The sequence below is a fragment of the Minwuia thermotolerans genome (genome assembly GCF_002924445.1).
Taxonomy (GTDB): domain Bacteria; phylum Pseudomonadota; class Alphaproteobacteria; order Minwuiales; family Minwuiaceae; genus Minwuia; species Minwuia thermotolerans.
The window spans coordinates 50,860-76,969 of sequence record NZ_PIGG01000064.1 but is presented as its reverse complement, the minus strand read 5'-3'; the positions used below and the strand labels follow the sequence as shown (position 1 = coordinate 76,969).

20 protein-coding genes and 2 pseudogenes are annotated in these 26,110 nt (G+C 67.1%); 7 read left to right on the top strand and 15 right to left on the bottom strand.

Annotated elements, in window-relative coordinates; all coding sequences use genetic code 11:
- Positions 1-86: 86 nt before the first annotated feature.
- The 3 genes from CWC60_RS17475 (at position 87) to CWC60_RS17465 (ending at position 3,359) form a co-directional block, all read left to right on the top strand.
- Positions 87-593: a CinA family protein gene (locus tag CWC60_RS17475; protein ID WP_109795202.1), complete on the top strand. Its 507-nt coding sequence runs from the start codon at positions 87-89 to the stop codon at positions 591-593.
- Complete coding sequence (locus tag CWC60_RS17470; RefSeq protein ID WP_109795201.1) at positions 590-2,659, top strand: NAD(+) synthase; 2,070 nt, start codon at positions 590-592, stop codon at positions 2,657-2,659. The genes CWC60_RS17475 and CWC60_RS17470 overlap by 4 nt, the downstream gene beginning before the upstream one ends.
- A gap of 115 nt (positions 2,660-2,774) precedes the next feature.
- On the top strand, positions 2,775-3,359 hold the full coding sequence (locus CWC60_RS17465; protein WP_109795200.1) for a PAS domain-containing protein: 585 nt from the start codon (positions 2,775-2,777) through the stop codon (positions 3,357-3,359).
- 9 nt (positions 3,360-3,368) lie between these two features.
- Here the strand turns inward: CWC60_RS17465 and CWC60_RS17460 are convergent, their stop codons facing one another.
- The 10 genes and pseudogenes from CWC60_RS17460 to CWC60_RS17415 form a co-directional block, all read right to left on the bottom strand.
- Entirely contained in the window at positions 3,369-3,527 is a 159-nt protein-coding gene (locus tag CWC60_RS17460) for a YqaE/Pmp3 family membrane protein (RefSeq protein ID WP_109795352.1), read from the bottom strand.
- 113 nt (positions 3,528-3,640) lie between these two features.
- Positions 3,641-5,299, bottom strand: a complete 1,659-nt coding sequence (locus CWC60_RS17455) for a phospholipase D-like domain-containing protein (protein ID WP_109795199.1) — start codon at positions 5,297-5,299, stop codon at positions 3,641-3,643.
- A gap of 11 nt (positions 5,300-5,310) precedes the next feature.
- Positions 5,311-6,348, bottom strand: a complete 1,038-nt coding sequence (locus tag CWC60_RS17450; protein ID WP_109795198.1) for a sodium:calcium antiporter — start codon at positions 6,346-6,348, stop codon at positions 5,311-5,313.
- Positions 6,349-6,518: 170 nt separating this feature from the next.
- Positions 6,519-7,865 carry an oxygen-independent coproporphyrinogen III oxidase gene (gene hemN, locus CWC60_RS17445; RefSeq protein WP_109795197.1) on the bottom strand — a complete coding sequence of 449 codons (1,347 nt, stop codon included), beginning with the start codon at positions 7,863-7,865 and terminating at the stop codon, positions 6,519-6,521.
- 105 nt (positions 7,866-7,970) lie between these two features.
- Positions 7,971-8,252, bottom strand: coding sequence for a DUF2160 domain-containing protein (locus CWC60_RS17440; protein ID WP_109795196.1), 282 nt, complete (start codon positions 8,250-8,252; stop codon positions 7,971-7,973).
- A 1-nt stretch (position 8,253) separates the two neighbouring features.
- Complete coding sequence (locus tag CWC60_RS17435) at positions 8,254-9,051, bottom strand: carbohydrate ABC transporter permease (protein ID WP_109795195.1); 798 nt, start codon at positions 9,049-9,051, stop codon at positions 8,254-8,256.
- A 4-nt stretch (positions 9,052-9,055) separates the two neighbouring features.
- A pseudogene (locus tag CWC60_RS17430) lies at positions 9,056-9,915 on the bottom strand (carbohydrate ABC transporter permease).
- A complete protein-coding gene (locus CWC60_RS17425) occupies positions 9,912-10,994 on the bottom strand; it encodes an ABC transporter ATP-binding protein (RefSeq protein ID WP_109795194.1) in 1,083 nt (360 codons plus the stop codon). Before CWC60_RS17425 ends, CWC60_RS17430 begins: the two are co-directional and overlap by 4 nt.
- A 2-nt stretch (positions 10,995-10,996) precedes the next feature.
- Positions 10,997-12,079, bottom strand: a complete 1,083-nt coding sequence (locus CWC60_RS17420) for an ABC transporter ATP-binding protein (protein WP_109795193.1) — start codon at positions 12,077-12,079, stop codon at positions 10,997-10,999.
- Positions 12,080-12,171: 92 nt separating this feature from the next.
- The gene (locus CWC60_RS17415; RefSeq protein WP_109795192.1) at positions 12,172-13,908 is read right to left on the bottom strand and encodes an ABC transporter substrate-binding protein; all 1,737 of its coding nucleotides are present in this window, start codon (positions 13,906-13,908) and stop codon (positions 12,172-12,174) included.
- 165 nt (positions 13,909-14,073) lie between these two features.
- On the opposite strand from CWC60_RS17415, the gene CWC60_RS17410 reads away from it, so the two are divergent.
- Positions 14,074-14,874 carry a DeoR/GlpR family DNA-binding transcription regulator gene (locus CWC60_RS17410; RefSeq protein WP_109795191.1) on the top strand — a complete coding sequence of 267 codons (801 nt, stop codon included), beginning with the start codon at positions 14,074-14,076 and terminating at the stop codon, positions 14,872-14,874.
- An 8-nt stretch (positions 14,875-14,882) separates the two neighbouring features.
- The gene (glpD, locus tag CWC60_RS17405) at positions 14,883-16,379 is read left to right on the top strand and encodes a glycerol-3-phosphate dehydrogenase (RefSeq protein WP_109795190.1); all 1,497 of its coding nucleotides are present in this window, start codon (positions 14,883-14,885) and stop codon (positions 16,377-16,379) included.
- 22 nt (positions 16,380-16,401) lie between these two features.
- Here the strand turns inward: glpD and CWC60_RS17400 are convergent, their stop codons facing one another.
- Complete coding sequence (locus CWC60_RS17400; protein WP_206420000.1) at positions 16,402-16,791, bottom strand: c-type cytochrome; 390 nt, start codon at positions 16,789-16,791, stop codon at positions 16,402-16,404.
- A 241-nt stretch (positions 16,792-17,032) separates the two neighbouring features.
- Between CWC60_RS17400 and CWC60_RS17395 the strand changes: the two genes are divergently transcribed.
- Positions 17,033-18,190 (top strand): acyl-CoA dehydrogenase family protein, encoded by a 1,158-nt coding sequence (locus CWC60_RS17395; protein WP_109795189.1) that lies wholly within the window; start codon positions 17,033-17,035, stop codon positions 18,188-18,190.
- Between the two features lie 29 nt (positions 18,191-18,219).
- Entirely contained in the window at positions 18,220-19,410 is a 1,191-nt protein-coding gene (locus CWC60_RS17390; RefSeq protein ID WP_109795188.1) for a cation:proton antiporter, read from the top strand.
- 7 nt (positions 19,411-19,417) lie between these two features.
- Here CWC60_RS17390 and CWC60_RS17385 read toward each other — a convergent pair.
- The 4 genes and pseudogenes from CWC60_RS17385 to CWC60_RS17370 form a co-directional block, all read right to left on the bottom strand.
- Positions 19,418-22,911 (bottom strand): annotated as a pseudogene (locus CWC60_RS17385) (indolepyruvate ferredoxin oxidoreductase family protein).
- Positions 22,912-22,988: 77 nt separating this feature from the next.
- Positions 22,989-24,296, bottom strand: a complete 1,308-nt coding sequence (locus CWC60_RS17380; protein ID WP_109795187.1) for a TRAP transporter large permease — start codon at positions 24,294-24,296, stop codon at positions 22,989-22,991.
- Positions 24,296-24,823 (bottom strand): TRAP transporter small permease, encoded by a 528-nt coding sequence (locus CWC60_RS17375; RefSeq protein WP_109795186.1) that lies wholly within the window; start codon positions 24,821-24,823, stop codon positions 24,296-24,298. Before CWC60_RS17375 ends, CWC60_RS17380 begins: the two co-directional genes overlap by 1 nt.
- A gap of 91 nt (positions 24,824-24,914) precedes the next feature.
- Positions 24,915-26,048 (bottom strand): C4-dicarboxylate TRAP transporter substrate-binding protein, encoded by a 1,134-nt coding sequence (locus CWC60_RS17370; RefSeq protein ID WP_109795185.1) that lies wholly within the window; start codon positions 26,046-26,048, stop codon positions 24,915-24,917.
- Positions 26,049-26,110: the final 62 nt, after the last annotated feature.

Below are 26,110 nucleotides of genomic sequence, written 5' to 3'. Positions count from 1 at the left end.
GTCTCTCTGCCGCCCGAACCTCGGGGCTTGTGCGGTCGGGCCCGCCGTGACCAAGTAGGCGGGAACGAAGAGCCGGAAACAGGCCCATGAGCAGTATCCTCGCCATCCACCTGCCCGACCGCATCGAGGCGGCGGTGCACGAGTTCCTGGACGCTGCCTGCGACCAGGGGCTTCAGGTAGCGACCGCCGAAAGCTGCACCGGCGGTCTCCTTGCATCGCTGCTGACCGACATCGAGGGCTCCTCCCATGCCTTCGAGTGCGGTCTGGTGGTGTATACCGACAAGGCGAAACGCGACATCCTGGCCGTGCCGGCGGCGGTCCTTGAGCGTCACGGCGCCGTGGCCGAGGCGACCGCCATCGCCATGGCCGAGGGGGCGCTGCGTCGGACCGCGGCCGACATCGCCATGGCGGTGACGGGGTTCGCCGGCCCGGCGGGGGTGGACGACGAGGAGGGACTGGTGCATTTCGCCTGCGCGCGGAAGGGGCGCGAGACCCGCCATCGCGAGGAGCACTTCGGACCGATCGGTCGCGGACAGGTGCGCGTGGCGTGTATAGAGATTGCGATTGCGATGATGAGCGAGATGCTGAAATGAGCAGAGAGCGGACCGGCCCCGATCATTTCCATGCCATGCACCGCCACGGTTTCGTGCGGGTGGCGACCAGCACGCCGCGCGTGCTGACCGCCGATGTCGGCTTCAACCGCGACGCAATACTGGCTGAAGCCCGGCGGGCCGACGCGGCGAACGTCGACCTGCTGATCTACCCAGAACTCTGCGTCTCCTCCTACGCGCTCGACGACCTGCACCTCCAGACGGCGCTGCTCGACACGGTCGAGGACGCCATCGCCGAGATCATCTCGGCGAGCGCGGAGCTGTCGCCCGTGCTGCTGATCGGTGCGCCGCTGCGCCATCGCGGTCGGCTCTACAACTGCGGCCTGGCCATCTCGCGCGGCCGGCTGCTCGGCGTGGCGCCCAAGTCCTTCCTGCCGAACTACCGCGAATATTACGAGAAGCGCTGGTTCGCCCATGGCCGGAACATCCGGAACGAGACCATCCGGGCCGGCGGCGTCGAGGCGCCGTTCGGCAGCGACCTGATCTTCGAGGCCGAGGATCTGGCAGGATTCTTCTTCCACATCGAGATCTGCGAGGACTTCTGGGCCGCCGTGCCACCGTCCTCGGCCGCCGCCCTCGCGGGCGCGACGATCCTGACCAACCTGTCGGCCTCCAACATCACCATCGGCAAGTCCGACGAGCGCCACATGCTGTGCAAGTCGCAGTCGGCGCGCGCGGTCGCGGCCTACGCCTATTCCGCCGCCGGGCCGGGCGAGAGCACCACGGATCTGGCCTGGGACGGCCAGGGCATGATCTACGAGCTGGGCGACCTGATGGCCGAGTCCGAGCGCTTTCCCACCGAACCGCAGCTCTGTATCGCCGACATCGACACCGCCCGCATCCTGGGCGAGCGGATGCGGCACCAGACCTTCAACGATTCGGCCAACGACCAGCACCGCCCCGAACGCGAATTCCGCCGCATCGCCTTCACGCATCGGCCCTGCTACCGCGACATCGGGCTGATCCGCCCGATCCGCCGCTTCCCCTTCGTGCCCAACCGCCAGAGCCACCTCGATCAGGACTGCTACGAGGCCTTCAACATCCAGGTGGAAGGTCTGTGCCGGCGCTTTCAGGCTACCGGGGGCGGCAGCATGGTGATCGGCGTCTCGGGCGGGCTCGATTCGACCCATGCGCTGATCGTCGCGGCCAAGGCCTGCGACCGGCTGGAGGTTCCGCGCAAGAAGATCCTGGGATTCACCCTGCCCGGTTTCGCCACCAGCACACGCACCAGAAGCAACGCCTGGAAGCTGATGGACGCCCTGGGCGTGACGGCCGAGGAGATCGACATCCGGCCCGCCGCCGAGCAGATGCTCAAGGACATGGGCCATCCCTTCTCGCAAGGGGAGCCGGTCTATGACATCGCCTTCGAGAACGTCCAGGCCGGACTCAGGACGGACTATCTGTTCCGGCTCGCCAACCAGCGCGGCGGCTTTGTCATCGGCACGGGCGACCTCTCGGAACTGGCGCTGGGCTGGTGCACCTACGGCGTGGGCGACCAGATGAGCCACTACAACGTCAACGCCGGCGTGCCGAAGACGCTGATCCAGTACCTGATCCGCTGGACCGAGCGCACCAGCCAGTTCGACGAGGCGGCGAATGCGGTGCTTGACGCCATCCTGGATACGGAGATCTCGCCGGAACTGGTCCCCACGGGCGAGGAAGAGGAACTGCAGAGCACGCAGGACAAGATCGGTCCCTACGAGCTGCACGACTTCTTCCTCTATCACACGATCCGCTACGGCCAGCCGCCCTCCAAGGTCGCCTTCCTGGCGTTTCACGCCTGGCGCGACGTGACACAGGGACTCTGGCCCATCGGCTTTCCCGACGATGCGCGCAACCAGTACGACCTGGCGGCCATCCGCAAGTGGCTGGAAAGCTTTCTGTGGCGTTTTTTCGAGTTCAGCCAGTTCAAGCGCTCGGCGCTGCCCAACGGGCCCAAGATCTCCTCCGGCGGGGCGCTTTCGCCCCGCGGCGACTGGCGCGCGCCTTCGGACGCCAAGGCCACCGTGTGGCTGGAGGAACTGCGCCGCTCGGTGCCCGATGCGTAGCCGCCGAATCGAAGGGGCATTGCCCCCGGTACGATCCGGATGCGGAAGGGGTGGCGTGAAACCGCGCGCCAGCGGATAATCGGCGGGACACGATTCAAGGGGGTGGTGCGGGACAATGCTGCCAGCCACGCCGCAATTGCCGGAGCCGATACGCGCGCGCTTTGGCGGCGCCAGCCAGCCCGTCGTGGAATTCCTCGAACTCTGGAACCGTTCCCGTCATGGCGCCCTGGTGCCGCTCCGGCGCGAACTCGATCCCTTCCAGGCGCCCAGACTGCTGCGTCATGTCTGGCTCTACCAGTACCTGCCGGACAGGGACGACTTCGTCTGCAAGCTGGCCGGAGAGAACGTCAACGAAGCCTGGGGCGGCCGGCTGAAAGGGCGGATGCTGAGCGACGTGGTGGGCCCCACCCACAGGGATGCCGCCATCCGCCGCTGGCGGGGCGTGATCGAGACGCCCTGCATTCTCTACGGCGCCATAGGCCCCGAACGGCAAGACGCCGACGGCCGCCCGGTCGCCGAGCGGCTGGTGCTGCCGCTGGCGACCGCGATCGATATCGTCGACCACACGATCGGCATCAGCCTCTACAGCGTCAGCCAGACCGACCGGGATCTCATCCGGCCGGTATGGGACGACATGCTGCGCATTCCCTGCGCCGAGTTCCAGGCATTCGATTCGCCCGATCCGCCGGACGCGGCCTGACGGCGGCGGCTATCTCGTGGCGATGATCCAGATGGCGTGGATGATCCCCGGGATATAGCCGAGCAGGGTCAGCAGGATGTTGAGCCAGAAGTGAAGGCCGAGGCCGACCTGCAGGAAAACGCCGAGGGGCGGCAGGATGATGGCCAGGATTATTCGCAGGATGTCCATGGTTCTCTCGCCTGGTTCTTTGCCGTTCTTTTCAGCCTCGCAGATGGCGAGCCGCCGACCGCGCGCAAGGCCGTGGCGGCGGCCCATGTCAGCGTTATTCTGACGCGCCCGCGTCACACATAGCGGCTGCGTACGAACGGCGATGGCCGCGCCTTGCGCCGCGCCCGGCCGTTCTCCAAGGCGATGGCGAAGCCGGGCCGTGCGGTAATCCCCGCGCGCATGTTTACCGCAGCCGCCCTGTTCCACAGCGCCAGCGCAGAATGACGGGCGGGGTCGAAGTCGTCGGGCATGGCGAAGCCCAGATGGTGATGCCAGAGCCGTTGCCGGAACTCACGCACCGCCGCAGGCTGCCGCCAGAGGATCGCGGCCTCCGTATCGAGCGCCAGGCTGCGCCCGTTGAGGTTGGCCGACCCGACCATGGCGATACGGTCGTCGGCGACGATCGTCTTGGCATGAACGTAGATTCCCCTGGCGCCAAGGACGGTATCCTCGGGCGCGTCGTCATCGCCGGCCGGCTGTCGGCTGACCAGAGTGAAGACGCCGACACGTTCGCCCAGCGCCCGGCGCAGACGGCGGATGTTGCGGTACTGCAGCCAGTGGCCGTGACGCGTGGGCGTACTCCAGCCGGCATCCGGATCCAGCCGGTCCGGCGCCAGCGGCAGCAGAAGAATGATCTCCAGTTCGGGGTTCTCCCGGGCCGCCCGGATCAGCCGGTCCGTCACGCTTCGTGCGCGGAGATACTGCGTCTCGATGTAGAGAAAGCGCCGCGCCGCGCCGACAATCTCTTCGATCGCCGCCGAAATCGAGGTGATGCGCCGGTCAACGTCCAGCGCGGCGGGGCTCTCGCCGCCGGAGCGGGAGGTCGCCACGGCCACCTCGCCCTCGGCGCCGGTCCCGCCGGCCGCTTCGGCGCCGTCGGTCATCGGACGAAGCTCGGCCGGCCTGACGTCGGCCTTCTCCTCGAAATCCGGCAAGTCGTCCATGAAGTCCCTGAAGGCCTCCAGCTCGACGTTCCAGCGGTCGACGAAATGATGCGTGAGCAGGGCGACGGCCGGGCCCTCGAGCCGGCAGGCGAGATCGTGCCAGGGCGTCTCGCGGTCATGGCGGAGCGTGTCGTAGCGGCGCTCTCCGATATCCAGTCCGCCCACGAAAGCCGTCCGCCGGTCGACAATGCAGAGCTTTTCGTGATGGGTGCCGGGCAACAGGTTCGCCGGCCGCGGCTGGCGGCGCACGAAACGGTCCCCGCGGCGGACGATGTGCCGCCAGAGTCCGGGCGCGGTCGCGAAGGCGCGGCGCGCCGCGTCGCCGCCGCCGCCGCCCTCCTCCGCGCTCGCCGCCAGGCGCTCGATGAGTCTTCCGATCCTGAATTGCGCGGCAACGTTGCCGGCAACAATCTCGGGCAGGCCGGGCCGGACGGGATTCTGCGAGCACATTACCTGGAGCGTCGCCTCCGCGCGGTTCGACGGACCCGACAGGTCCATCAGACGCCGGTAGGTCCGCCAGGCGCTGCGGTGAAGCGTGGGTGTGAAGACGGGATCGAAATCGGCCAGCAGGACGCGGAAACGGACGCCCCTACCCACGGCGCGGCTGAGCAGAGCCTCCCAGTTCTCGGCCCTGTCGGTCACCAGGTCCAGGTCCGGCGTAAGCGTCCAGTAGGCCATCAGTACCTCGTCCTCAGCGCGGTCGATCGCCGTCTCGATCGCAGCGTAGGTCTCCTCCGCCTCGATCAGGGGCTGTACGCGATGTCCCTCCTGGAAGGCCGGTCCGTGCACCTCTCCTCTCCTCAGAACAGCCAGATCAGGGCCGCCACGCTGGCGACATAGAGACCCAGCATGGTGACGCTCTCGAAGCCGACATTGGCCAGGCCATAGCGCTCCCGCCGCAGCATGCCGATCAGCAGAACCGCGGTCATCAGGATCGCGACCAGGACGATGAGACGCTGATCCTGCGCCATGGCGTGGTAGATCGACCCCGGGCGGTAGGCGACATCGGAAAACGCCGCGAACAGGACGTCGAAGGCGTTGCCGCCAAGAATACCGCTGACGGCGAGCGTCAGCGCGCCCCGGCGAACGGCCGCCACCGTCGTCACCAGTTCGGGCGTCGAGGTAGCGATAGCGGTCATCAGCGCGCCGACGACGCCCTCGCGCACCCCTGCCTTCTCGACCATGGCGATGCCGGCCTCCGCGATCAGCAGTCCTGCCACGCCGACCAGCGCGCCGAGCAGCAGGATCCAGCCGCCAAGGCGAAGCACGGATTCCCCGCCGCGCTCGGGTTCGTCAGGCTCGTCCAGATTGGTGAGGGCAGTCTGCGCCGGTCCCCACATCGGCCGGGCGCCCGCTTCTGCGGCGATGCGCATTCCAAGGCCGTAGACGATGAGCAGCAGCGGCGTCACCGGATGCACCCCCAGGATGGACACCGGCGGCAGTGCCTCGGCCGCCAGCAGCATGGTCAGCAGCACGATCAGCACTGCGCCGCTGACCATTGTGGGCAGCGAGGCGGCCGCGTGTTCCAGATTGGCGCGCCGGTAGGACAGGTCGGCGACCACCAGGAAGGCGGTCTGCGCGGTGATGCCGCCCAGCGCGTTGGAGAGCGACAGCTCCGGGTGCCCCGTGGCCGCCGTCCAGACCGACGTGACGCTGCCCGAGAGCGAGGTGATGAGGCCGAGAAAGACCGCGCCGGTCAGCGCCTCCCCGATGCCGCTGACATCGGCAAAGCGGTCGGCCAGCCGCGTCAGCCGCGCGCCGGCCAGCAGCACCACGATCCCCGCCGCCGCGAAGGCGGTGAGGATCAGCGGCACGGAGAGACCGGCAAGATCGATCACGAGACCACATCTCCCGTCGCCGCGCCGGCGGTTCCATCCGATCCTTCCATGTCCGCAGCCCGCACGCCGTCTTCTTCTCCATCCGCGACTTTCCGGCCGTACCCGGGCAGGTAGGCAGGGCGGGGGGAGATTGCCACCTCGATCCGGACGGGCGGCGACGTCCGGGGTGTTCAGACGGCGACGGCGTGCCGGGCCGGGCCCAGGTTCAGACGGGCGTCGAAGGCGGCCGCGACGACCCGGCTGAGCGGGCGGAACGCCTCGGCGACGACGATGCGGTCGCCGTCACGCCTGACGATCCCGTCGGCCTCGAGAGCGCCGAGGTCCGCCTCCGGCGCAGGGCGGCCATGAGCCGCGGCGAGCGCGGCCAGATCCACCGTCAGATCGCACATGATCCGCTCGATGATCTCCCGGCGCATGCGGTCATCGTCATCGAGGGCGACGCCGCGCGCGATGGCGAAACGCCCGTCGACGATCTCCCGGCGCCAGTTCTCGGTCGCGGCCTCGTTCTGAACGTAGCCCTCGGGCAGACTGCCGATGGCGGACGCGCCAACGCCGAGCAGCACGGGCGCTTCGTCCGTCGTGTAGCCCTGGAAGTTGCGCCTGAGGCGGCCGCTCTCCAGCGCCCGGGCCATCGGGTCATCGGCGCGGGCGAAATGGTCCAGTCCGATCTGCCGGTAACCGCCGGAAACCAGGCGTTCCGCAATGGCGTCGGCCTGTGCCAGCCGCCCGGCGGCGTCCGGCAGGTCTTCCTCGCGGATCATCCGCTGATGCGGCTTCATGTGCGGCACATGAGCATAGCCGAAAACCGAGATGCGCTCCGGCGCAAGCTCGAGCAGCCGGTCCGTGGTCTCGATCACGCCGTCGACAGTCTGCAGCGGCAGACCGTAGAGCAGATCGGCGTTCACACCCTCGATGCCGCCCGCCCGCAGCCGCGCGAATGCGTCGGCGACCACCTCGAAGGGCTGCACGCGGTTGATCGCCCGCTGGACCTTCTCGTCGAAGGTCTGGACCCCAAGGCTGACGCGGTTGACACCGGTCTCGGCCATGGCGTCGACCAGTTCATCGCAAAGGTGGCGCGGATCGACCTCGAGAGCGACCTCCGCGTCGCGCTTGAAGGCGAAGCTGCGGCGAATGCGCTGCATGATCCCCCGGAACCGTGCCGCGCGGACGAGGCTGGGGCTGCCGCCGCCCCAGTGCAGATGCTTCAGCGGCAGCACCGACGGCAGCGCGCGGGCGAGCAGGTTGAGTTCCATTTCCAGCGTGTCGAGATAGCGCTCCAGCGGCTCGTTGCGCAGCGTCGCCCTGGTGTTGCAGCCGCAGTACCAGCACATCGTCCGGCAGAACGGCACGTGGACGTAGAGCGATACCGGGGTGCCCGGCCGGATCCCGGAGAGCCAGGTCCTGTATGTGTCCTGCGTGACCCCGGGGCCGAAATGAGGTGCGGTGGGATAGCTCGTATAGCGCGGAATTCGCTTGTCGGCGTGCGCGAGAATGAGCTCCGTTCGGTTCGCGGACATGATGTCTGGGGCCTCGCTCCTTGATCTTTCGGACGCGAGTCCAGCATGTCCCGCTGCGGGGCCTTTTGACCTATCTCAAATGCGGCGCCGAATTCCGGTGCGCGTTCAGACCTTCCAGAACACGAACAGCGCCCAGGCGATGGCGATCGCCAGTCCGCCCCACAGCGGCGTGCCCTGAAACGCCATCCAGCCGATGAAGATGAAGGCGCTGCCCAGCAGCGTCATGAACAGCCGGTCGCCGCGGGTGGTGTCCAGGCCGAAGACGCCGCGCCGCGGCGCGCCGCCGGGCGAGTAATACTCCCACACGCCCATCGCCGCGATGGCCAGCGCGATGAAGACGAAGAAGGCGGCGGTCGGCCACGTCCAGGCCATCCACGACAGGCCCATATCAGACCCTCCCCAGGGCGAAGCCCTTGGCGATGTAGTTGCGGACGAAATAGATCACGAAGGCGCCGGGCACGATGGTGAGCACGCCGGCCGCGGCCAGCAGGCCGAGCTCGTAGCCCGAGGTCGAGGCCGTCCGCGTCATGACCGCCGCGATCGGCTTGGCTTCCACGGAGGTCAGCGTCTTGGCCAGCAGCAGTTCCACCCACGAGAACATGAAGCAGAAGAACATGGCGACGCCGATGCCGGCGGCGATCGTGGGCATGAAGATGCGGGTGAAGAAGCTCCAGAAGCTGTGACCGTCGATATAGGCGGTCTCGTCCAGTTCCTTCGGCACGCCGGACATGAAGCCTTCCAGGATCCAGACGGCCAGCGGGATGTTGAACAGGGTGTGGGCCAAGGCCACGGCGATGTGGGTGTCGAACAGCCCGACCGCCGAATAGAGCTGGAAGAACGGCAGCGCGAAGACGGCGGCCGGCGCCATGCGGTTGGTCAGCAGCCAGAAGAACAGGTGCTTGTCGCCGAGGAAGCGGTAGCGGGAGAAGGCGTAGGCCGCCGGCAGCGCCACGGCGACAGAGATCACCGTGTTCATCGAGACATAGGCCAGCGAGTTCACATAGCCCATGTACCAGGTCGGATCGGAGAAGATGGCCCGGTAGTTGTCCAGCGTGAAGGTCTCGGGCCAGAGCGTCAGCCCGCCCAGGATCTCGTTCGTGGTCTTGAACGACATGTTCAGCAGCCAGTAGATCGGCAGCATCAGAAAGACGATGTAGACAGTCGGAATCAGCCAGCGCGTGCGCATCGCATTACTCCTCGTTCCGCATCATCAGGGTGTAGAAGACCCAGCTCAGCAGCAGGATGATGACGAAGTAGATCAGCGACATGGCCGCCGCAGGGCCGAGGTCGAACTGCCCCAGCGCGATCTTCACCAGGTCGATGGAAAGCAGCGTCGTCGAGTTGCCCGGGCCGCCGCCGGTCAGCACCACCGGCTCGGTATAGATGTTGAAGCTGTCCATGAACCGCAGCAGCACCGCGATGGTCAGCACGCGCTTATCTTGGGCAGCTGGATATAGCGGAAGATGGCCCAGGAGCTGGCGCCGTCGATGCGGGCGGCCTGATAGTAGGCGTCGGGTATCGAGACGAGGCCGGCATAGGCCAGCAGCACCACCAGCGAGGTCCAGTGCCAGACGTCCATCAGCAGCAGCGTGAACCACGCCGCGGTCGGCTGGCGGGTGTAGTTGTAGTCGAAGCCGAGCTCGTTGAGCCCCCAGCCCATCAGGCCGATCTCGGGCAGGGCGAAGATGTTCCACATCGCGCCGACGACGTTCCAAGGTATGAGCAGCGGCAGCGCCATCAGCACCAGGCAGACCGAGACCCAGAAGCCGCGCCGCGGCATGGCCAGCGCGATGACGACGCCCAGCGGCACCTCGATGGCCAGGATGGAGAAGGTGAAGATCATCTGCCGCGTCAGCGAATCGTGGAAGCGCGGCGAACTGATCACCTGCTCGAACCAGATCATGCCGGCCCAGAAGAACTCGTTGTTGCCGAAGGTCTCCTGCACCGAATAGTTGACCACCGTCATCAGCGGCACGATCGCGTTGAAGGCCACCAGTACGAGGACCGGCAGCACGAAGAACCAGGCGCGCTGGTTGACCGTCTTTCTCATGACGCCGCCCTCCCGCCGGCAAGCCAGCCGTTCTCGTAGATACGGGTGCGCGCGGGCTCGAACGCCAGATGCGCTTCCTCGGAAGGCAGCGGCTCCTCGTTGGAAACCAGCAGCTTGACCGTCTGCCCCTCACGCGTCGCCGTCTCCACCACACGGTAGCGGCCGGTTTCCATGACCCGGGTCACCCGCACGGGCAGGCCGCTGTCCGCAAAACGTACGAACTCCGGGCGGACACCCAGTTCCAGGCCTGAGTTGGCGGTGACCGCCGTGACATTCTCCGCCTCCACCGGCGCGCCGCAGACCACGGCCCGGCCGCCGTCCATGGCGCATGGCAGCAGGTTCATGCCGGGCGAGCCGATGAAATGGCCGACGAAGGTGTGGGCGGGGCGTTCGAACAGGTCGACCGGCGTGCCGATCTGGACCACCTCGCCATCCTTCATCAGCACCACCTGGTCGGCGAAGGTCAGCGCCTCGACCTGGTCGTGGGTGACGTAGATCATGGTCCGGTCGATGCGCCTGTGCAGCTCCTTCAGCTTGGAGCGCAGCAGCCATTTCAGATGCGGATCGATCACCGTCAGCGGCTCGTCGAACATGATGACATTGACGTCGTCGCGGACCAGCCCGCGCCCCAGCGAGATCTTCTGCTTGCCGTCGGCGGTCAGCCCGGATGCACGGCGGTCCAGCATCTCCGTCAGGTCGGTCATGTCCGCGATCTCGGCCACCCTGGCGGCGATCTCGGCGGCCGGCACGCCGCGGTTGCGCAGCGGGAAGGCCAGATTCTGGCGCACGGTCATGGTGTCGTAGATCACCGGAAACTGGAACACCTGGGCGATGTTGCGCTCCGCCGGTCCCCTGCCCGCCACGTCCTCGCCGTCGAACAGCACCCGGCCCCGGCTGGGCGTCAGCAGGCCGGGGATGATGTTGAGCAGCGTGGTCTTGCCGCAGCCGGACGGCCCCAGCAGGGCGTAGGCCCCGCCGTCGGCGAACTCGAAATCGAGCTGCTTCAGCGCCCAGTCCTCGGGCGTCTGCGGGTCGGGCGCGTAGGCATGGCCGAGGCCGTCGAGCGTGATCCGCGCCATGCTCAGCCCGCCCTGTCGCCGGCCGCGCCGGCCATGTGGCCGTCGGCGTCGAAGTACATCGCCCGGGACATGTCGACGTGGAATGTCGCCGGCGCGCCGATCTCGAAATCGTGCACGCCGTGACTGAGCGAAACCCAGTCATTGCCCTGCAGCACGAAATGCACCGTGCTTTCGGAGCCGCTCAGCTCGGCGATCTTGACGGCGCCGGTCACCGCCACGGGCTGGTCGCCGCGCGGCTCGATGGTGACGCGGTGCGGCCGGATGCCCAGGCGGTACTCGCCGTCGGGCATGTCGTCCAGGGCCGGATCGGCGTCCCAGGCCAGATCGCCCAGGCTGAAGCGGCGGCCCGCCTTCTGCACCGGCGCCTCGTTCATCGGCGGTTCGGAGAAGACCTGGGCGCTGACCAGATCTATCGGCCACTTGTAGATTTCCATGGTCGGGCCGAACTGGGTCACCCGGCCTTCGTGCAGCGTCGCGGTGTTGCCCCCGAACAGCAGCGCCTCCATGGGTTCCGTGGTGGCGTAGACGGCGATGCAGTTGCGGTCCGCGAACAGCTTCGGCAGTTCGTCGCGCAGTTCCTCGCGCAGCTTGAAGTCGAGATTGGCCAGCGGCTCGTCGAGCAGGACGAGATTCGCGTCCTTCACCAATGCCCTGGCCATGGCCGTACGCTGCTGCTGACCGCCGGAGAGTTCCGAGGGACGGCGCTTCAGGAACGGCGTCAGCCGCATCAGCTCCGCCATCTCGTGAACCCGGCGGTCGATTTCCGCCTTCGCCATCCGGGCCAGCTTCAGCGGGCTGGCGATGTTGTCGTAGACGGAGAAGTTCGGATAGTTGATGAATTGCTGATAGACCATAGAGACGTTGCGCTTCTGGACCGACACGCCGGTGACGTCCCGGCCGTCGAAATGGATCTCGCCTTCCGTCGGCCGCTCCAGACCGGCCATGAGCTGCATCAGCGTGGTCTTGCCTGCGAGGGTCGTGCCCAGCAGCACGTTGAAGCTGCCCGGCTCCAGCGTCAGGTCCGTCGGGTGGATATGCGTCACGCCCTCGACGCGCTTGCCCACAGATTTAAGTTCCAGCGCCATCTCGTGAATATACTCAAAAGAAACGCCCCGGGGCGGGGCGGAAATGCCCGGCGCGCCCCGGGGGACGCGCCGGGTTCAGTTTCCGACAGACCTCAGTTGGCCTGCCAGCGCTTGATCAGCTCGTCATAGGCGATGGTCTCGCCCTGCGGCTTCTCGTTGGGGAGCTTTGCCTTGGCGCCGCCCTTGCCGATCCACTCGGAAGGATCCTTGGGCTCGTTGAGACGAGGGCCACAACCGCCATAGGTGTTGTTCGCCTTGTCCGCACGCTCCATGCGGGCCATGGTCGTGTCCATCTCCTGAGCCAGCCGGTCCATGGCCTCCTGCGGCGTGAAGGCGCCGGAGTTCACGTCACCGATCTGCTGCCACCAGATCTGGGCCAGTTTCGGATAGTCGGGCACGTTGACGCCGGTCGGCGACCAGAGAACGCGATCGGGCGAACGGTAGAACTCCACCAGGCCGCCCAGTTTCGGCGCGCGGTCGGTGAAGGACTGATGGTTGATGTCGCTGTCGCGGATGATCGTCAGACCGACGTGGCTCTTCTTCAGCGAGGTCGTCTTGGCGACGGTGAACTGGGCGTAGAGCCAGGCGGCCTTGCGGCGGTCGACCGGGGTCGACTTGAACAGGGTCCAGGAACCCGCGTCCTGATAGCCCAGCTTCTGACCTTCCTCCCAGTAGGGTCCGTGCGGCGACGGCGCCATCCGCCAGAGCGGCTTGCCCTCATCGTCGACGGTGTTGTTGCCCTCCGACTTCGGCGCGACCATGGAGGCGGTGAAGGCCGTGTACCAGAAGATCTGCTGGGCCACGTTACCCTGGCTCAGCGCCGGCAGCGACTGGTAGAAGTCGTAGTCGGCGGCGCCCGGAGGCGCGTACTTCCGCAGCCATTCGTCCCACTTGCGGATGGCGTAGACGGCCGCAGGGCCGTTCGCGCCGCCGCCGCGGCTGACCGAGGCGCCTTCCGGATTGCACGAGCCTTCCTCCATGCGGATGCCCCATTCGTCGATGGGCTGGCCGTTGGGCAGGCCCTTGGAGCCGGCGCCGGCCATCGACAGCCAGGCGTCGGTCATGCGCCAGCCGAGATCCGGCGCGCGCTTGCCATAGTCCATGTGGCCATAGACGCGGACGCCGTCGATCTCCTTGACGTGCTCGGAGAAGAACTCGGCGATGTCCTCATAGGCCGACCAGTTGACCGGAACGCCCAGGTCGTAGCCGTACATCTCCTTGAACTGCTTCTGCAGTTCCGGACGGTCGAACCAGTCCTTGCGGAACCAGTAGAGGTTGGCGAACTGCTGGTCGGGAAGCTGGTAGAGCTTGCCGTCCGGGCCGGTGGTGAACGACTTGCCGATGAAATCGTCGATGTCCAGCGTCGGCAGGGTCACGTCCTTGCCGTCGCCGGCCATCCAGTCGGTGAGGTTGACGGCGAGCTGCAGTCTGGAGTGCGTGCCGATCAGATCCGAATCGTTGATGTAGGCGTCGTAGAGGTTGCGGTTGGTCTGCATCTGGGTCTGCACGGCCTGCACGACCTCGCCCTCGCCCAGAAGCTGGTGATTGACCTTGATACCGGTTATTTCCTCGAACGCCTTCGTGAGCACTTTCGATTCATATTCGTGTGTCGGAATGGTTTCCGACAGCACGTTGATCTCCATGCCCTTGAAAGGCTCCGCGGCCTTGATGAACCATTCCAACTCCGCCTGCTGCTCTTCCTTGGTCAGCGTCGATGGCTGGAACTCGTTGTCGATCCACTTCTTCGCCTCCTCCATACCGGCGAAAGCCGGCCCGGATGTTGCGAGAAGCGCGCCGGCCGCGACAGCGGCGAGCAGGTTCCTTTTCATTGATTCAACCCTCCCTAGTGGCGAACGTTCCGATCATCAAATGAAGCAAATCGAAAGTCAATACGAACCAGAACGAAATTCCATGCTTGCCTATTCGCATGGATATGATGGAAAATTGCGTTGCCAATCGGATGTTGCGGGCGCGTCTCGCAATTGCGAACCAAAATGAAAGAAATCGAACTTCTCAAGATGACCCCCCGCCAGTCCGATATCCTGGCCCGGGCGCGCGAGAGCGGGCGCGTCGACGTCGATGACCTCGCCGCGCTGTTCGAGGTGACGCCCCAGACCATCCGCAAGGACATCAACGAGCTCAGCGAGCGCGGCCTGCTGCAGCGCGTTCACGGCGGGGCCGTCTATCCATCCAACGTCACCAACTTCGCCTATGATTCACGCAGGGTGCTGGCGGCCGAGGCAAAGACGCGCATCGGCGCGGCGGCGGCGGCGCTCATTCCCGACAATTCCTCCATCATGCTGAACATCGGCACCACGACCGAACAGGTCGCGGTCGCCCTGCGCCAGCACCGCGGCATCATGGCGATCACCAACAACCTCAACGTCGCCAACATCCTGCGCGAGGCCCCGGCCGCGGAAGTCATCATCGCCGGCGGCGTGGTGCGCGCCTCCGACGGCGGCATCGTGGGCGAGGCCACCATCGATCTGATCAGCCAGTTCAAGGTGGATTTTGCCGTCGTGGGCGCCTCCGCCATCGACGCCGACGGCACGCTGCTGGATTTCGACTACCGCGAGGTCCGCGTCGCCCAGGCGATCATCGGCCATGCCCGGCGCACCATACTCGTCGCCGACCACATGAAGTTCCAGCGCAGCGCGCCGGTGCGCATCGGCCATCTGTCCGACATCGACGTCTTCGTCACCGACCGCCAGCCGCCCGCGGACATCGTCGAGTGCTGCGCCACCTGCGGCGTGCAGCTGCGGATCGCGCCGCTGGCTGCGATCGGCGTGGCCTGAGCGCCGCCGTGCGGGAGGTCGACGTATTCGTCATCGGCGGCGGCATCAACGGCTGCGGGGTCGCGCGCGACCTGACCGGCCGCGGCTACACGGTCGCCCTGGCCGAGATGGCGGACCTGGCCCAGGGCACGTCTTCGGGCTCCACCAAGCTGATCCACGGCGGCCTGCGCTATCTGGAGCACTACGAGTTCCGTCTGGTCCGGGAATCGCTGATCGAGCGCGAGCGGCTCTGGGCCATGGCGCCGCACATCATCTGGCCCCTGCGGTTCGTGCTGCCGCATCACGGCGGGCTGCGCCCGGCCTGGATGCTGCGCCTGGGCCTGTTCCTCTACGACCATCTGGGCGGCCGGAAGCGCCTGCCGGCGGCGCGCACGCTCGACCTCAGGAACGATCCCGCCGGCGCGCCCCTGAAACCGGTCTTCGTGAAGGGCTTCGAGTATTCCGACTGCTGGGTCGACGACGCGCGGCTGGTGGTGCTCAATGCCCGCGACGCAGCGGACCGCGGCGCCGACATCCGCACCCGCACGGAAGTGGTCTCGGCGCGGCCCGGCGCGGACAGGCGCTGGACCATCGAAACCGAGAACCGCGCCGGCGGCGCGCGGGAGCGCCTGTCGGCGGGCGTCCTGGTCAACGCCGCCGGACCCTGGGTGGACCGGGTGCTGGCCGGCGTGCTGGGCCGCAATGCGGTGCATAACGTTCGCCTGGTCCAGGGCAGCCACATCGTGGTGCGCAAGCTGTTCGACCACGACCGCTGCTACATCTTCCAGAACGCCGATGGCCGCATCGTCTTCGCCATACCCTATGAGGGCGACTACACCCTGATCGGCACCACCGACCGCGACTACGAAGGCGATCCGGCCTCCATCGAGATCAGCGAGGAGGAAAAGCGCTATCTGGTCGAGGCCGCGAGCGAGTACTTCTCCCGGCCGGTGACGACGGACGATATCGCCTGGACCTATTCGGCGGTGCGGCCGCTCTATGACGACGGCGCTTCCAGCGCTCAGGAAGCGACTCGTGACTACGTTCTGACCTCGGAGAAGATCGAAGGCGCGGGACTGATCAACGTCTTCGGCGGCAAGATCACCACCTACCGCCGCCTGGCGGAGGAAGTGGCGGACAGGGTCGACGATCTCAGCGGCCGGCGCACCAGCGCATGGACGGCCGGCGCGACGCTTCCCGGCGGCGACATGGGCGTGGACGGCGTCGAGCGGCTGATCGCGGAACTGTCGGCCGCCCACCCCTTCCTGACGCAGGCGGCGGCGGCGCGGCTGGTGCACACCTATGGAACCGGGAGCCGGACGATTCTCGGTCAGGCGAAAACCGCGGACGCGCTCGGCGAGGATTTCGGCGCCGGACTGACGGAAGCCGAACTCCGCTATCTGGTGGAGAGGGAATGGGCGCGATCGGCCGAGGACGTGCTCTACCGGCGCACGAAGCTGGCGCTCCACCTCGACGAGGACGGCCGGGAGCGGCTGGGGCGGTGGTTCGCCGCGAACGCCGCCTGAACCGGGCCCGGCCGGTCCGCGGCTATTCGGAGAACTGCTTCAGATAGGCGATGACGTCGGCGATTTCCTGTTCCTTCTTCAGGCCCGGGAAGGCCATCTTGGTGCCCTTCACATATTTGCGCGGCGCCTCGAGGTATTCGGCCATCGCCTCCTCGGTCCAGACCAGCCCTTCCTCGCCGGCCTTCTTCATCGCCGGCGAGTAGTTGAAGCCCCCCAGGGTTCCTGCCTGCCGGCCGATGATGTCGTTGAGCGGCGGCCCGACGCGGTTCTTCGCGCCTTCGCCGACCATGTGGCAGACCTTGCACTTCTTGTAGACCTTCTCCCCGGCGGCCGGGTCGCCTTCGGCAAGGGCCGGACCTGCGGCGAGCAAGAGGGCGGCGAGCGCCGCCGGCGCGAGGGTTTTCAGCATCATCCCAATCCTCCTGACGGCGTCCCGATCAACCCGGATCGGCCAAACCTGGCCGGACGCCAAAATCACTGGCGGTGTTCTGGATCGTCCGGCCCCGGATGGCAACCCTGAGGCGGAGCGGCGGGACGCCGCGCCCGGGAATGCGGCTCCGCGCTGGCCGCAACTTGCCGGAGGGCATACGATTACTGACCCGGGGAGATGGCGGCGCGGGCCGCTGACACGATCATCGTTTGGGGGGAGAGGCATGAGCGAAGTATTCACCGACGGAGAACAGAAGCTGCTGGCCGCGAACGAGAAGGTCGCAGAGGTGGCGGCCAGGGTCGCCGGCGACTGCGAAACCGGCCGACGGCCGCCGCGGGAAGTCTGGCAGGCCTATGCCGAAGCCGGGCTCAAGGGCATGCTGGTGCCGGAGGAAAAGGGCGGCCTCGCCGTCCGCGCCACGGTGATGGCCAGCATGTCCGAAGTTCTCGGCCGCGCCGACCCCATCGCGGCGCTGACCTTCGTGCCGCAGGAATACTGCATGGCGGCGATCGACCGCTATGGCCACCATCCCTGGCATGAGGAGATGCTGAAGCGACTGATGGCGGCGGAGGTCTCGACCGGCTTCCTGTTGACAGAGCCAGCGGCCGGTTCCGACGCTACCGCCATGACCACCACGGCGGCGAAGGACGCCGGCGGCTGGGTGATGAACGGCGCCAAGGCCTGGGTCACCAACGCCCCGCATATCGACGAGTATTTCGTCTTCGCCCAGACCGAACCGGGCAGCGGAGCGAAGGGCATCGCCGGCTTCCTGGTGCCGCGCGAGGCCGACGGCGTCGAGGTGGGCCGCCCCTACGACATGCTGAGCGGTCATGTCGCCTCTATCGCCGACGTCACGTTCCGGGACGTCGCCCTGGCGCCGGAGCGGATGGTGGTGCCGCCCGGCGAGGGGCTTCGGGCTGCGCTTTCGGCCATCGACATGGCTCGGATCAACGTCGCGGCCATGTGCTGCGGCGCGCTCGCCGTGGGCCTGGAGACCGCGCTGGATTACACCACGCAGCGGCGCGCCTTCGGCGCCGAGGTGGCGCAGTTCCAGGGCATGCAGTGGCAACTCGCGGAGGTCGCCACCGACCTGCACGCCGCGCGGCTGATGACCTATGACGCCGCCGCCCGGCTGGAGGCCGAGGGCAAGGCCTCGGTCGAAGCGGCGCACGCGAAGAAGTTCGCCACCCGTGCGGCCATGGAGGGCCTGGACATCTGCATGGGCCAAATGGGCTCCAACGGCCTGAAGCACGACACGCCCCTGCCGCGGCTGTTCGCGGCGGCCAAGATCGCCAAGACCATGGACGGCTCGACCGAGATCCAGAACGTGGTGATCAGTCGCGCGCTGCTGGCCCCATTCAGGGACCGTCTCTCGGGCTGAAACCCGAAACGGGAAGGGCGCGGCACGGCATGGAACTGGCGACACCACTCGTCACCTTCGGACTGCTCCTTCTTGTGGGGCTGGCGCTCGACGCCCTGGGGCGGCTGACCAGGCTGCCGCGCATCACGCTGCTGGTGCTGTTCGGACTCGTCATCGGTCCGTCGGCGCTGGACATCCTGCCCGTCAGCGCGGAGGGCTGGCTGGACACGATTTCGGTTCTGGCGCTGACGATGATCGCCTTCCTGCTGGGCGGCGAACTGGCCTGGGCATCGCTCAGGACCCATGGCAGGGCGATTCTCGCCGTCTCGCTCTCGGTCATGACCGTCTCCTTCGCGGTCATGGCCGCCGGACTGACGTTCGCCGGCGCGCCGCCGGTTCTCGCGCTGCTGCTGGCCGGCATCGCGCTGGCGACCGACCCCGCCGCAACCCGCGAGGTGGTGCGGGAGATCCGCGCCGACGGACCGGCAACGACGACACTGCTGGGGGTCGTGGCGATCGACGACGCCTGGGGCGTGATCGTGTTCAGCGTCGTGCTCGGCTTCGTCGGTCCCGGCGGCATCGTCGACGGGCTCGGCGACGGACTGGTCGAGGTCTTCGGAGCGATAGGCCTCGGCCTCGCGATCGGCCTCCCGGCGGCGCTGTTGACGGGACGGGTCAGGCCGGGAGAACCGACCCTGGCCGAAGCGCTGGGGCTGGTTCTGCTTTGTGCGGGCATGTCGCTCTGGCTGGAGATCTCGTTCCTGCTGACAGGCATGACCACGGGAGCGGTCATCGTGAACCTGGCCCGCCATCACAACTTCGCCTTCCACGAGATCGAGCATATCAGCGGCCCGGTTCTGGTGCTTTTCTTCGTCCTCGCCGGCGCAGCCGTCGACCTCTCCTCGGTGATCATCGCCGGCCCCCTCGGCCTCGCCTTCCTGCTGCTGCGATTGGGCGGTCGCGTCGGCGGCGGCTGGCTGGGCGGCCGGCTGGGCGGAATGCCGGACTCTCAGGCGCGGATGATGGGGCTGACCCTGCTGCCCCAGGCCGGCGTGGCGCTCGGCATGGCGCTGGTCGCCAGCGTGGCCGTCCCCGAACACGCAGTGACCGTGACGGCAGTGACGGTGGCGACAACGGTGGTCTTCGAACTGCTCGGGCCGATCGTCACACGGCTGACGCTCATCCGCCTCGGCGAAGCGGGACGCGCCAGGCCGGAACCCTCCGACACCCCCACCGGATAGGCCGAGGCTACTCTGCTGCCTGAACGCCGGCAGACGGTTCACGGAAGCCGGCGAGCAGCGCCTGCTCCTTGCGCTTCGCCTTCGCCACGTTGCGTTCCTTGACGTGCCCGAAGCCGCGCATCTCATCGGGCACCTCGGCGATCTGGACCGCCAGCCCGTGGTTGCCAGCGCCAAGTTCGCTCAGCACGTTCTCGATCGTCGCCATGTAGTCGGCGATGAGCTGCCGTTCCATGCGGCGCTCCTCCGTGCGGCCGAAGATGTCGAAGCGCGTGCCCCGCAGCCCCTTCAGTTTCGCCAGCACGCGGAAGACATGGATCATCCAGGGGCCGTATTCACGCTTCTGCAGCTCGCCCGTCTCCGGATCGCGCGCCGAAGCGATGGGCGGCGCAAGATGGAACTTCAGGCGGTAATTGCCGGCGAACTGGCGGCGCACCTTGGCCATGAAAGTCGGGTCCGTATAGAGCCGGGCGACCTCGTATTCGTCCTTGTAGGCCATCAGCCTGAAAAGCGACCGGGCGACCGCTTCGGCCAGATCGGTCCGGCCCGGCGCCTTCGCCTTCTCGGCGGCGGCGACGCGCTCCACGAAGGTGCGGTAGCGCGCGGCGTAGGCCGCGTCCTGGTAGTCGGTGAGCCGGCGCACGCGGTCGGCGACGATCTCTTCGAAGCCCTGCGGCCGCTTCTTCGGCGCAGTCTGGCTGGGCTCGGCGGCGGCGCGCACCGCGTCCGGGTCGTGAGCCGCCAGGCGGCCCCAGGAGAGAGCCTGCTTGTTGGCCTCGACGGCGATGCCGTTGATCTCGATGGCCCGCTCGATGGCCTCCAGGCTGAGCGGGATCAGACCCTTCTGCCAGGCGAAGCCGAGGAGGAAGGGATTGGAGGAGATCGTGTCGCCCATGATCTGGCCCGCCAGGCTGGTGGCGTCGATGAAGTCCGCGTGGTCGTCGCCCAGAGCCTCGCGGATACGGTCGGCCGATTCGGCTTCGCCCAGATCGATGTCGTTGTTCTGCACGAAGGCGGCGGTCGGCTGCACGGCGCTGTTGAGCACCGCGCGGGTGACACCTTGCTCCATCGTGCCGATGGCCTTGGGGCTGGCCGCGACCACCATGTCGCAGCCGAGGATCACGTCGGCGCCGCCCGCGGCGATGCGGACGGCATGGATGTCCTCGGGCTCCGGCGCCAGGCGGACATGGCTCATCACCGCGCCGTTCTTCTGCGCCAGACCGGTGAAGTCGAGCGCGGTCGCACCGCGGCCCTCCACATGGGCGGCCATGGCGATCAGCGCGCCGACGGTAATCACGCCCGTACCGCCGATGCCGGTGACCAGAATGCTGTAGGGCTCGGTCAGCTCCCGCCGCTCGGGCTCGGGCAGGCCGGCGAAGGGATCGGCCTCCGCGCCGACGACCTTGAGGTCCGGCTTGGGCGCGCGGCGAACACCGCCGCCCTCGATCGTGACGAAGCTGGGGCAGAATCCCTTCAGGCAGGAGAAGTCCTTGTTGCAGTCGGACTGATCGATGCGGCGCTTCCGGCCCAGATCCGTCTCCAGCGGCTTCACCGAGACGCAGTTGGACTGGACCGAGCAGTCGCCGCAGCCCTCGCAGACCTCGTCGTTGATGAAGACCCGCTTCGCCGGATCCGGATAGGTGCCGCGCTTGCGCCGGCGGCGCTTCTCGGCGGCGCAGGTCTGGTCGTAGATCAGCACCGTGAGGCCCGGCGTGCCCCTCAGCTCCTTCTGCACGGCGTTGAGTTCGTCGCGGTGATGGATGGTCACGCCCGGCGCCCAGTGGACGCCCATGGGGTACTTGTCGGGCTCGTCCGTGACGACGACGACGCGCCTGGCGCCCTCGTCATGAACCTGGCGGCTGATGTCCCAGACGGTCAGCGGCCCGTCATGCTGCTGCCCCCCGGTCATGGCGACCGCATCGTTGAACAGGATCTTGTAGGTAATGTTGACGCCGGCCGCGGCCGCGGCGCGGATCGCCAGCAGGCCGGAATGGTAGTAGGTGCCGTCGCCCAGGTTCTGGAAGACGTGGAGTTCGTCGGTAAAGGGCGACTGGCCGATCCAGGTGACGCCCTCGGCGCCCATGTGGGACATGGTCTGCGTCCGGCGCTCGGGCATCCAGACGGCCATGCCGTGACAGCCGATGCCGGCCATGGCGCGGCTGCCTTCTGGCACGCGGGTCGAGGTGTTGTGCGGGCAGCCGGAACAGAAATAGGGCGTGCGCACGGTCTTCGGCGGCGGCCCGTGCAGCGCGGCCTGCTTGGCCTCGATGCGGGCCAGCCGCTGGCGCAGGGCCGAATCCATCGCGCCACGCTTCTCCAGGCGTTCGGCGAGGACCCGCGCGACCATGCCGGGATCAAGCTCGCCGATCTTGCTGAGCAGCGGCGCACCGGTTTCGTCGGCCTTGCCCACGACCGCCGGACGGCGGTCCGACGGCAGGTGATAGAGCAGCTTCATGAGCTGGTCCTCGATCAGGCCGCGCTTCTCCTCGACGACGATGACCTCCTCCAGGCCCTCGGCGAAACCGAGCGCGCCTTCGCGCTCCAGCGGCCAGGTCATGGCGACCTTGTAGATGCGGACGCCGAGCTCGTTCAGGCGGCCCTCCGGCAGGCCGAGATCCTCCAGCGCCTGGCGCAGGTCCATGTAGGCCTTGCCCGTGGAGATCACGCCGATGCGCGCCGGCCGGTCCGGTTCGAAGACGATACGGTCGATGTGATTGGCGCGGGCGAAGGCGGCGACCGCGTCCAGCCGCGGCCCGTTGGCCAGCATCTCCGCGCCGGCCGGATCGTAGCCCAGGCGGATGTTCAGGCCGCCGGGCGGCATCTCGAAATCGTCCGGAATCACGATCTGCAGGCGGTCGGGATTGACCCGGACCGAAGCGCTGGACTCGACGGTCTCCGAGATCGCCTTGAAGCCGATCCAGGCGCCCGAATATCGCGACATGGCGAAGCCCAGCAGGCCGAGATCGAGATAGTCCTGCACGCTGGCCGGATTCAGCACCGGCACCAGCGAGGCGATGAGAACCTGTTCCGACTGGTGCGGCAGCGTGGACGAGACCGCGCCATGGTCGTCGCCGGCCATCAGCAGGACGCCGCCGGTTGCGCTCGCGCCTGCGTGGTTGCCGTGCTTGATGGCGTCGACGGATCGGTCGACGCCGGGCCCCTTGCCGTACCAGATGCCGAAGACGCCGTCGTACTTCGCGCCGGGGAACAGGTTGACCTGCTGGCTGCCCCAGACGGCGGTAACGCCCAGGTCCTCGTTGACGCCGGGCTGGAAGCGGATGTGATTCTGCTCCAGCAGGCCGCGGGCGTCCCACAGCGCCTTGTCGTAGCCGCCCAGCGGGGAGCCGCGATAGCCGGAGTGAAGCCGCCGGTGTTCAGTCCCTGCGCCAGATCGCGCTTGCGCTGCATCAGCGGCAGACGGACCAGCGCCTGCACCCCGTTGAGGAAGATGCGCCCGCTCTCCAGACGGTACTTGTCCCGCAGATCGACCTTCGCCAGTTCCATGATCCCCGACCTCCCCAAGATTGGCTGCGACATACTAGACCGTGGTTCGCCGTTTGGCGAAGCGTGTCAGCAATGCCTCAGTAGAGGAGCTCCGGCAGGAAGAGCGTGATCTGCGGAAACCCGATCAGCAGCCCGAGCGTGATCAGGTCCGCGACCACGAACCAGAGGATGCCCTTGAAGATCACTTCCGTCTTGATGGCGTCGCCGACGATCCCCTTGATGACGAAGACGTTCAGACCGACGGGCGGCGTGATCAGGCCGATTTCGAGATACTTGACGATCAGGATGCCGAACCAGATCAGGTCGATGCGAAGCGATTCCACCACCGGCAGGAAGATCGGCAGCGTCAGCAGCATGATGCCCAGCGGGTCGAGGAACATGCCGAGCGCGAGATAGACCACCGAGATGCCGAGGATCAGCGCGATCTCGCTGATGCCCTCCGCCAGCACCACGTCCGCCAGGAAGTCGGAGACTCCCGCGAAGGCGAGGAAGCGCGTCAGCAGGTTGGCGCCGATGGCGATGATGAAGATGGCCGCCGTCGACTGCATGGCCTCCATCGTGGCGTCGCGCAGCCGGGCCCAGTTGAGCGACCGCTTGAGGAAGGCGATCACGATAGACAGCGCCGCGCCGATCGCGCCCGCCTCGGTCGGTGTGAAGACGCCGCCGAACAGGCCGCCGAAGACGCCGATCACCAGCAGGATCACCGGCCAGGTATCGTAGAAGGCGTAGAAGCGATCGCGCCAGGAAATCTGCTCGTGGACGGAAGGCGCGAGCGATGGCGTCGCCTTCACACGGAGATAGATCATCAGCGCGAACATGAACGCGGTGAGTATGCCCGGCAGGAAGCCGCCCACGAACAGCTTGCCGATGGGCACCTCGGCAAAGATACCGAAGATCAGCAGCAGAATGCTGGGCGGTATCAGCGAGCCGATGGTGCCGGCGGCGGCGACGGAGCCGGCGGCCAGCCCCTTGTCGTACCTTGCCTTGAGCATCTCGGGCACGGCGATACGGCCCATGGCGGCGGCGCAGGCGACCGAGGAGCCGGTCACCGCCGAGAAGCCGGCGGCGCCGCCCACGGAGGCGATGGCGAGGCCGCCCGGCAGGGCGGACAGCCAGTAACGCGCCAGCCGGAAAAGCGATTCCGTCAGATTTGCATGGTAGCAGACATAGCCCATGAGCAGGAACATCGGCACCGAACTCAGCGTCCAGTGCGCCACCAGTTCGTAGGGCACCGCTGTGACGATGCCCAGCGTCGGTTTCAGGCCCAGAAGGGTGTAGATGCCGACGAGGGAGACGCCGCCCAGCGCAATGCCGACGGGCACCCGGGCGAGCAGCAGCATGATGAGGATGACGAGGCCGAGCCCGCCGATCTGAAGGTCGGACATCAGGCTTCGTCCAGTTCGACTGATTCATTGCCTTCCTGGATCAGGCGCTCCTCGCCGCGGAACATCATGATGGCTTTCCAGAGAAGTACGAGAGTGAGGAGGCCGCAACCGAGCGGCACGAAGAAGCGGGTCTGCCAGATCTCCAGCGGCACGGTGCCGTAGAGATACTCGCCGATCTCATACTTGTTGACCGCGTCGTGCCAGGTGCGCGCAGTCAGGATGGAGAAGTAGACAACCCCCAGCAGGGAGACCAAGCCGATCAGGGTCCGGCGAATCCTTGGCGCCAGATACTGCGAGACGATCTCCACCGTGATGTGGCCGTTGCGAAACTCGACCGCCGCCAGCGGAAAAAACACCACCGCCACCATGTAGTAGTGCGAGGTCATTTCGATGGTCACGGGCAGAGGCAGGCCGAAAAGCCATTTGCCGGCCACATCGATACTGACGTGAAGCAGCATGGCGAACATGCCGAGCATGCCGATCCAGCCGAAGACCCTGGCCAGGATTCTGAGCGTCCTCTCGATCATTGCGTTCTCCTCCCCTGTACGGCGGCAGGGCGGGCCGCCCGGATGGCGCCCCGCCCCGTCGTCATCGCCGGTCCGGCCGCAGCCGGTCCGCCTACATGCCGTAGGTCGAGACGTCGACCTTCGAGATCACGTCGGTCTTGAAGCGCTCGCGCAGCGCATCGACATCGCCGTCGACCTCTTCGTAGATCTGCGTCCACTTGTCGACGAGCGCGCTCATCTTCTCGATCAGCGGCTCGGGATTCTCGATACCACGGGTTCCCTTGCCCTTCTCGACGAGGCCGGCCTTCTCCGCGGCGACGTACTCATCGCGGATCGCCTTGAATTCGTCGGAGATCTCCTGCACGCGGATGCCCTTGGCCTTGCTCTCCTCCAGCGCTTCCCGGTCCGTGGCCATGTAGCCGGCTGCGATGCCGAAATTGGCGTCGGAGGCTTCTTCCAGCATGATGCGCCGCTGCTCGTCCGTGAGCCCGGCCCAGGTATCGGGATTGAACGCGAAGGTATTGATCGCGCGGTAGGCGCCGACGTTTACCAGCAGCACGTCCTTGGTCATGTCCCACAGGCCGTAGGTCTTGAGCGAGGCGGCCACGTGGAAGGAGGCGTCGACGACGCCGCGGCTCTGGGCCTCGTACTGCTCCGACGAGGGCACGTTGACCGGCGTCGCGCCGACGGCCTTGACGAAGTTGTCCCAGGCTGCGCCGGCCGAGCGGATCTTCAGGCCTTTGATGTCTTCGGGGCTGTCGATCATCTTCGACGACATGATCACCATCGGCGGCACCGCGTAGGTGCCGGTGTAGACGTTGCCGCGCTGCTTGTACTCCTCGCGGCAGGGCTCGCACTGGGTCAGGATCAGTTCGGTCGTCGCCGCAGTGACGATCAGCGCGTTGGTGCCGATCGCGGCCATGTCGTTGATGAAGGCCGTGTGCGGGAACTCGGCCGGGTGGTAGCCGACGATGACGTAGCCCAGATCGACCATGCCGTCGCGGATACCTTCGGAGGCCGCCTTCGGCCCCAGCAGCGAACCGCCGAGGAACAGCTTCACGGTCACTTCGCCGTCGGTCCGTTCCTTCACGCCTTCGGCGAAGGGCTCCCAGCCGTCGGCGACGGTGTTGTTCTTGGGCGGCAGATGAACGGAGGCCTTCAGCTCCTTCGCCGCCGCGCCACCCGCGACGCCGGCGGCCATGCCGGCGGCGAGAGCGATCGCCGTCAGATGTTTCATGTAGGTCATCGGTTTTCTCCCCTGTCTCAGGATTGGCCCGGGACTTCTCGCCCCGGGGTCTTGTTTGCCCG

Bases quoted from the DNA above. Each gene is read 5' to 3' on its own strand.
- CWC60_RS17475 (WP_109795202.1), top strand. From the start codon at position 87: ATGAGCAGTATCCTCGCCATCCACCTGCCCGACCGCATCGAGGCGGCG.
- CWC60_RS17470 (WP_109795201.1), top strand. From the start codon at position 590: ATGAGCAGAGAGCGGACCGGCCCCGATCATTTCCATGCCATGCACCGC.
- CWC60_RS17465 (WP_109795200.1), top strand. From the start codon at position 2,775: ATGCTGCCAGCCACGCCGCAATTGCCGGAGCCGATACGCGCGCGCTTT.
- CWC60_RS17460 (WP_109795352.1), bottom strand. From the start codon at position 3,527: ATGGACATCCTGCGAATAATCCTGGCCATCATCCTGCCGCCCCTCGGC.
- hemN (WP_109795197.1), bottom strand. From the start codon at position 7,865: ATGTCCGCGAACCGAACGGAGCTCATTCTCGCGCACGCCGACAAGCGA.
- CWC60_RS17440 (WP_109795196.1), bottom strand. From the start codon at position 8,252: ATGGGCCTGTCGTGGATGGCCTGGACGTGGCCGACCGCCGCCTTCTTC.
- CWC60_RS17435 (WP_109795195.1), bottom strand. From the start codon at position 9,051: ATGCGCACGCGCTGGCTGATTCCGACTGTCTACATCGTCTTTCTGATG.
- CWC60_RS17425 (WP_109795194.1), bottom strand. From the start codon at position 10,994: ATGGCGCGGATCACGCTCGACGGCCTCGGCCATGCCTACGCGCCCGAC.
- CWC60_RS17420 (WP_109795193.1), bottom strand. From the start codon at position 12,079: ATGGCGCTGGAACTTAAATCTGTGGGCAAGCGCGTCGAGGGCGTGACG.
- CWC60_RS17415 (WP_109795192.1), bottom strand. From the start codon at position 13,908: ATGAAAAGGAACCTGCTCGCCGCTGTCGCGGCCGGCGCGCTTCTCGCA.
- CWC60_RS17410 (WP_109795191.1), top strand. From the start codon at position 14,074: ATGAAAGAAATCGAACTTCTCAAGATGACCCCCCGCCAGTCCGATATC.
- CWC60_RS17400 (WP_206420000.1), bottom strand. From the start codon at position 16,791: ATGATGCTGAAAACCCTCGCGCCGGCGGCGCTCGCCGCCCTCTTGCTC.
- CWC60_RS17395 (WP_109795189.1), top strand. From the start codon at position 17,033: ATGAGCGAAGTATTCACCGACGGAGAACAGAAGCTGCTGGCCGCGAAC.
- CWC60_RS17390 (WP_109795188.1), top strand. From the start codon at position 18,220: ATGGAACTGGCGACACCACTCGTCACCTTCGGACTGCTCCTTCTTGTG.
- CWC60_RS17380 (WP_109795187.1), bottom strand. From the start codon at position 24,296: ATGTCCGACCTTCAGATCGGCGGGCTCGGCCTCGTCATCCTCATCATG.
- CWC60_RS17375 (WP_109795186.1), bottom strand. From the start codon at position 24,823: ATGATCGAGAGGACGCTCAGAATCCTGGCCAGGGTCTTCGGCTGGATC.
- CWC60_RS17370 (WP_109795185.1), bottom strand. From the start codon at position 26,048: ATGACCTACATGAAACATCTGACGGCGATCGCTCTCGCCGCCGGCATG.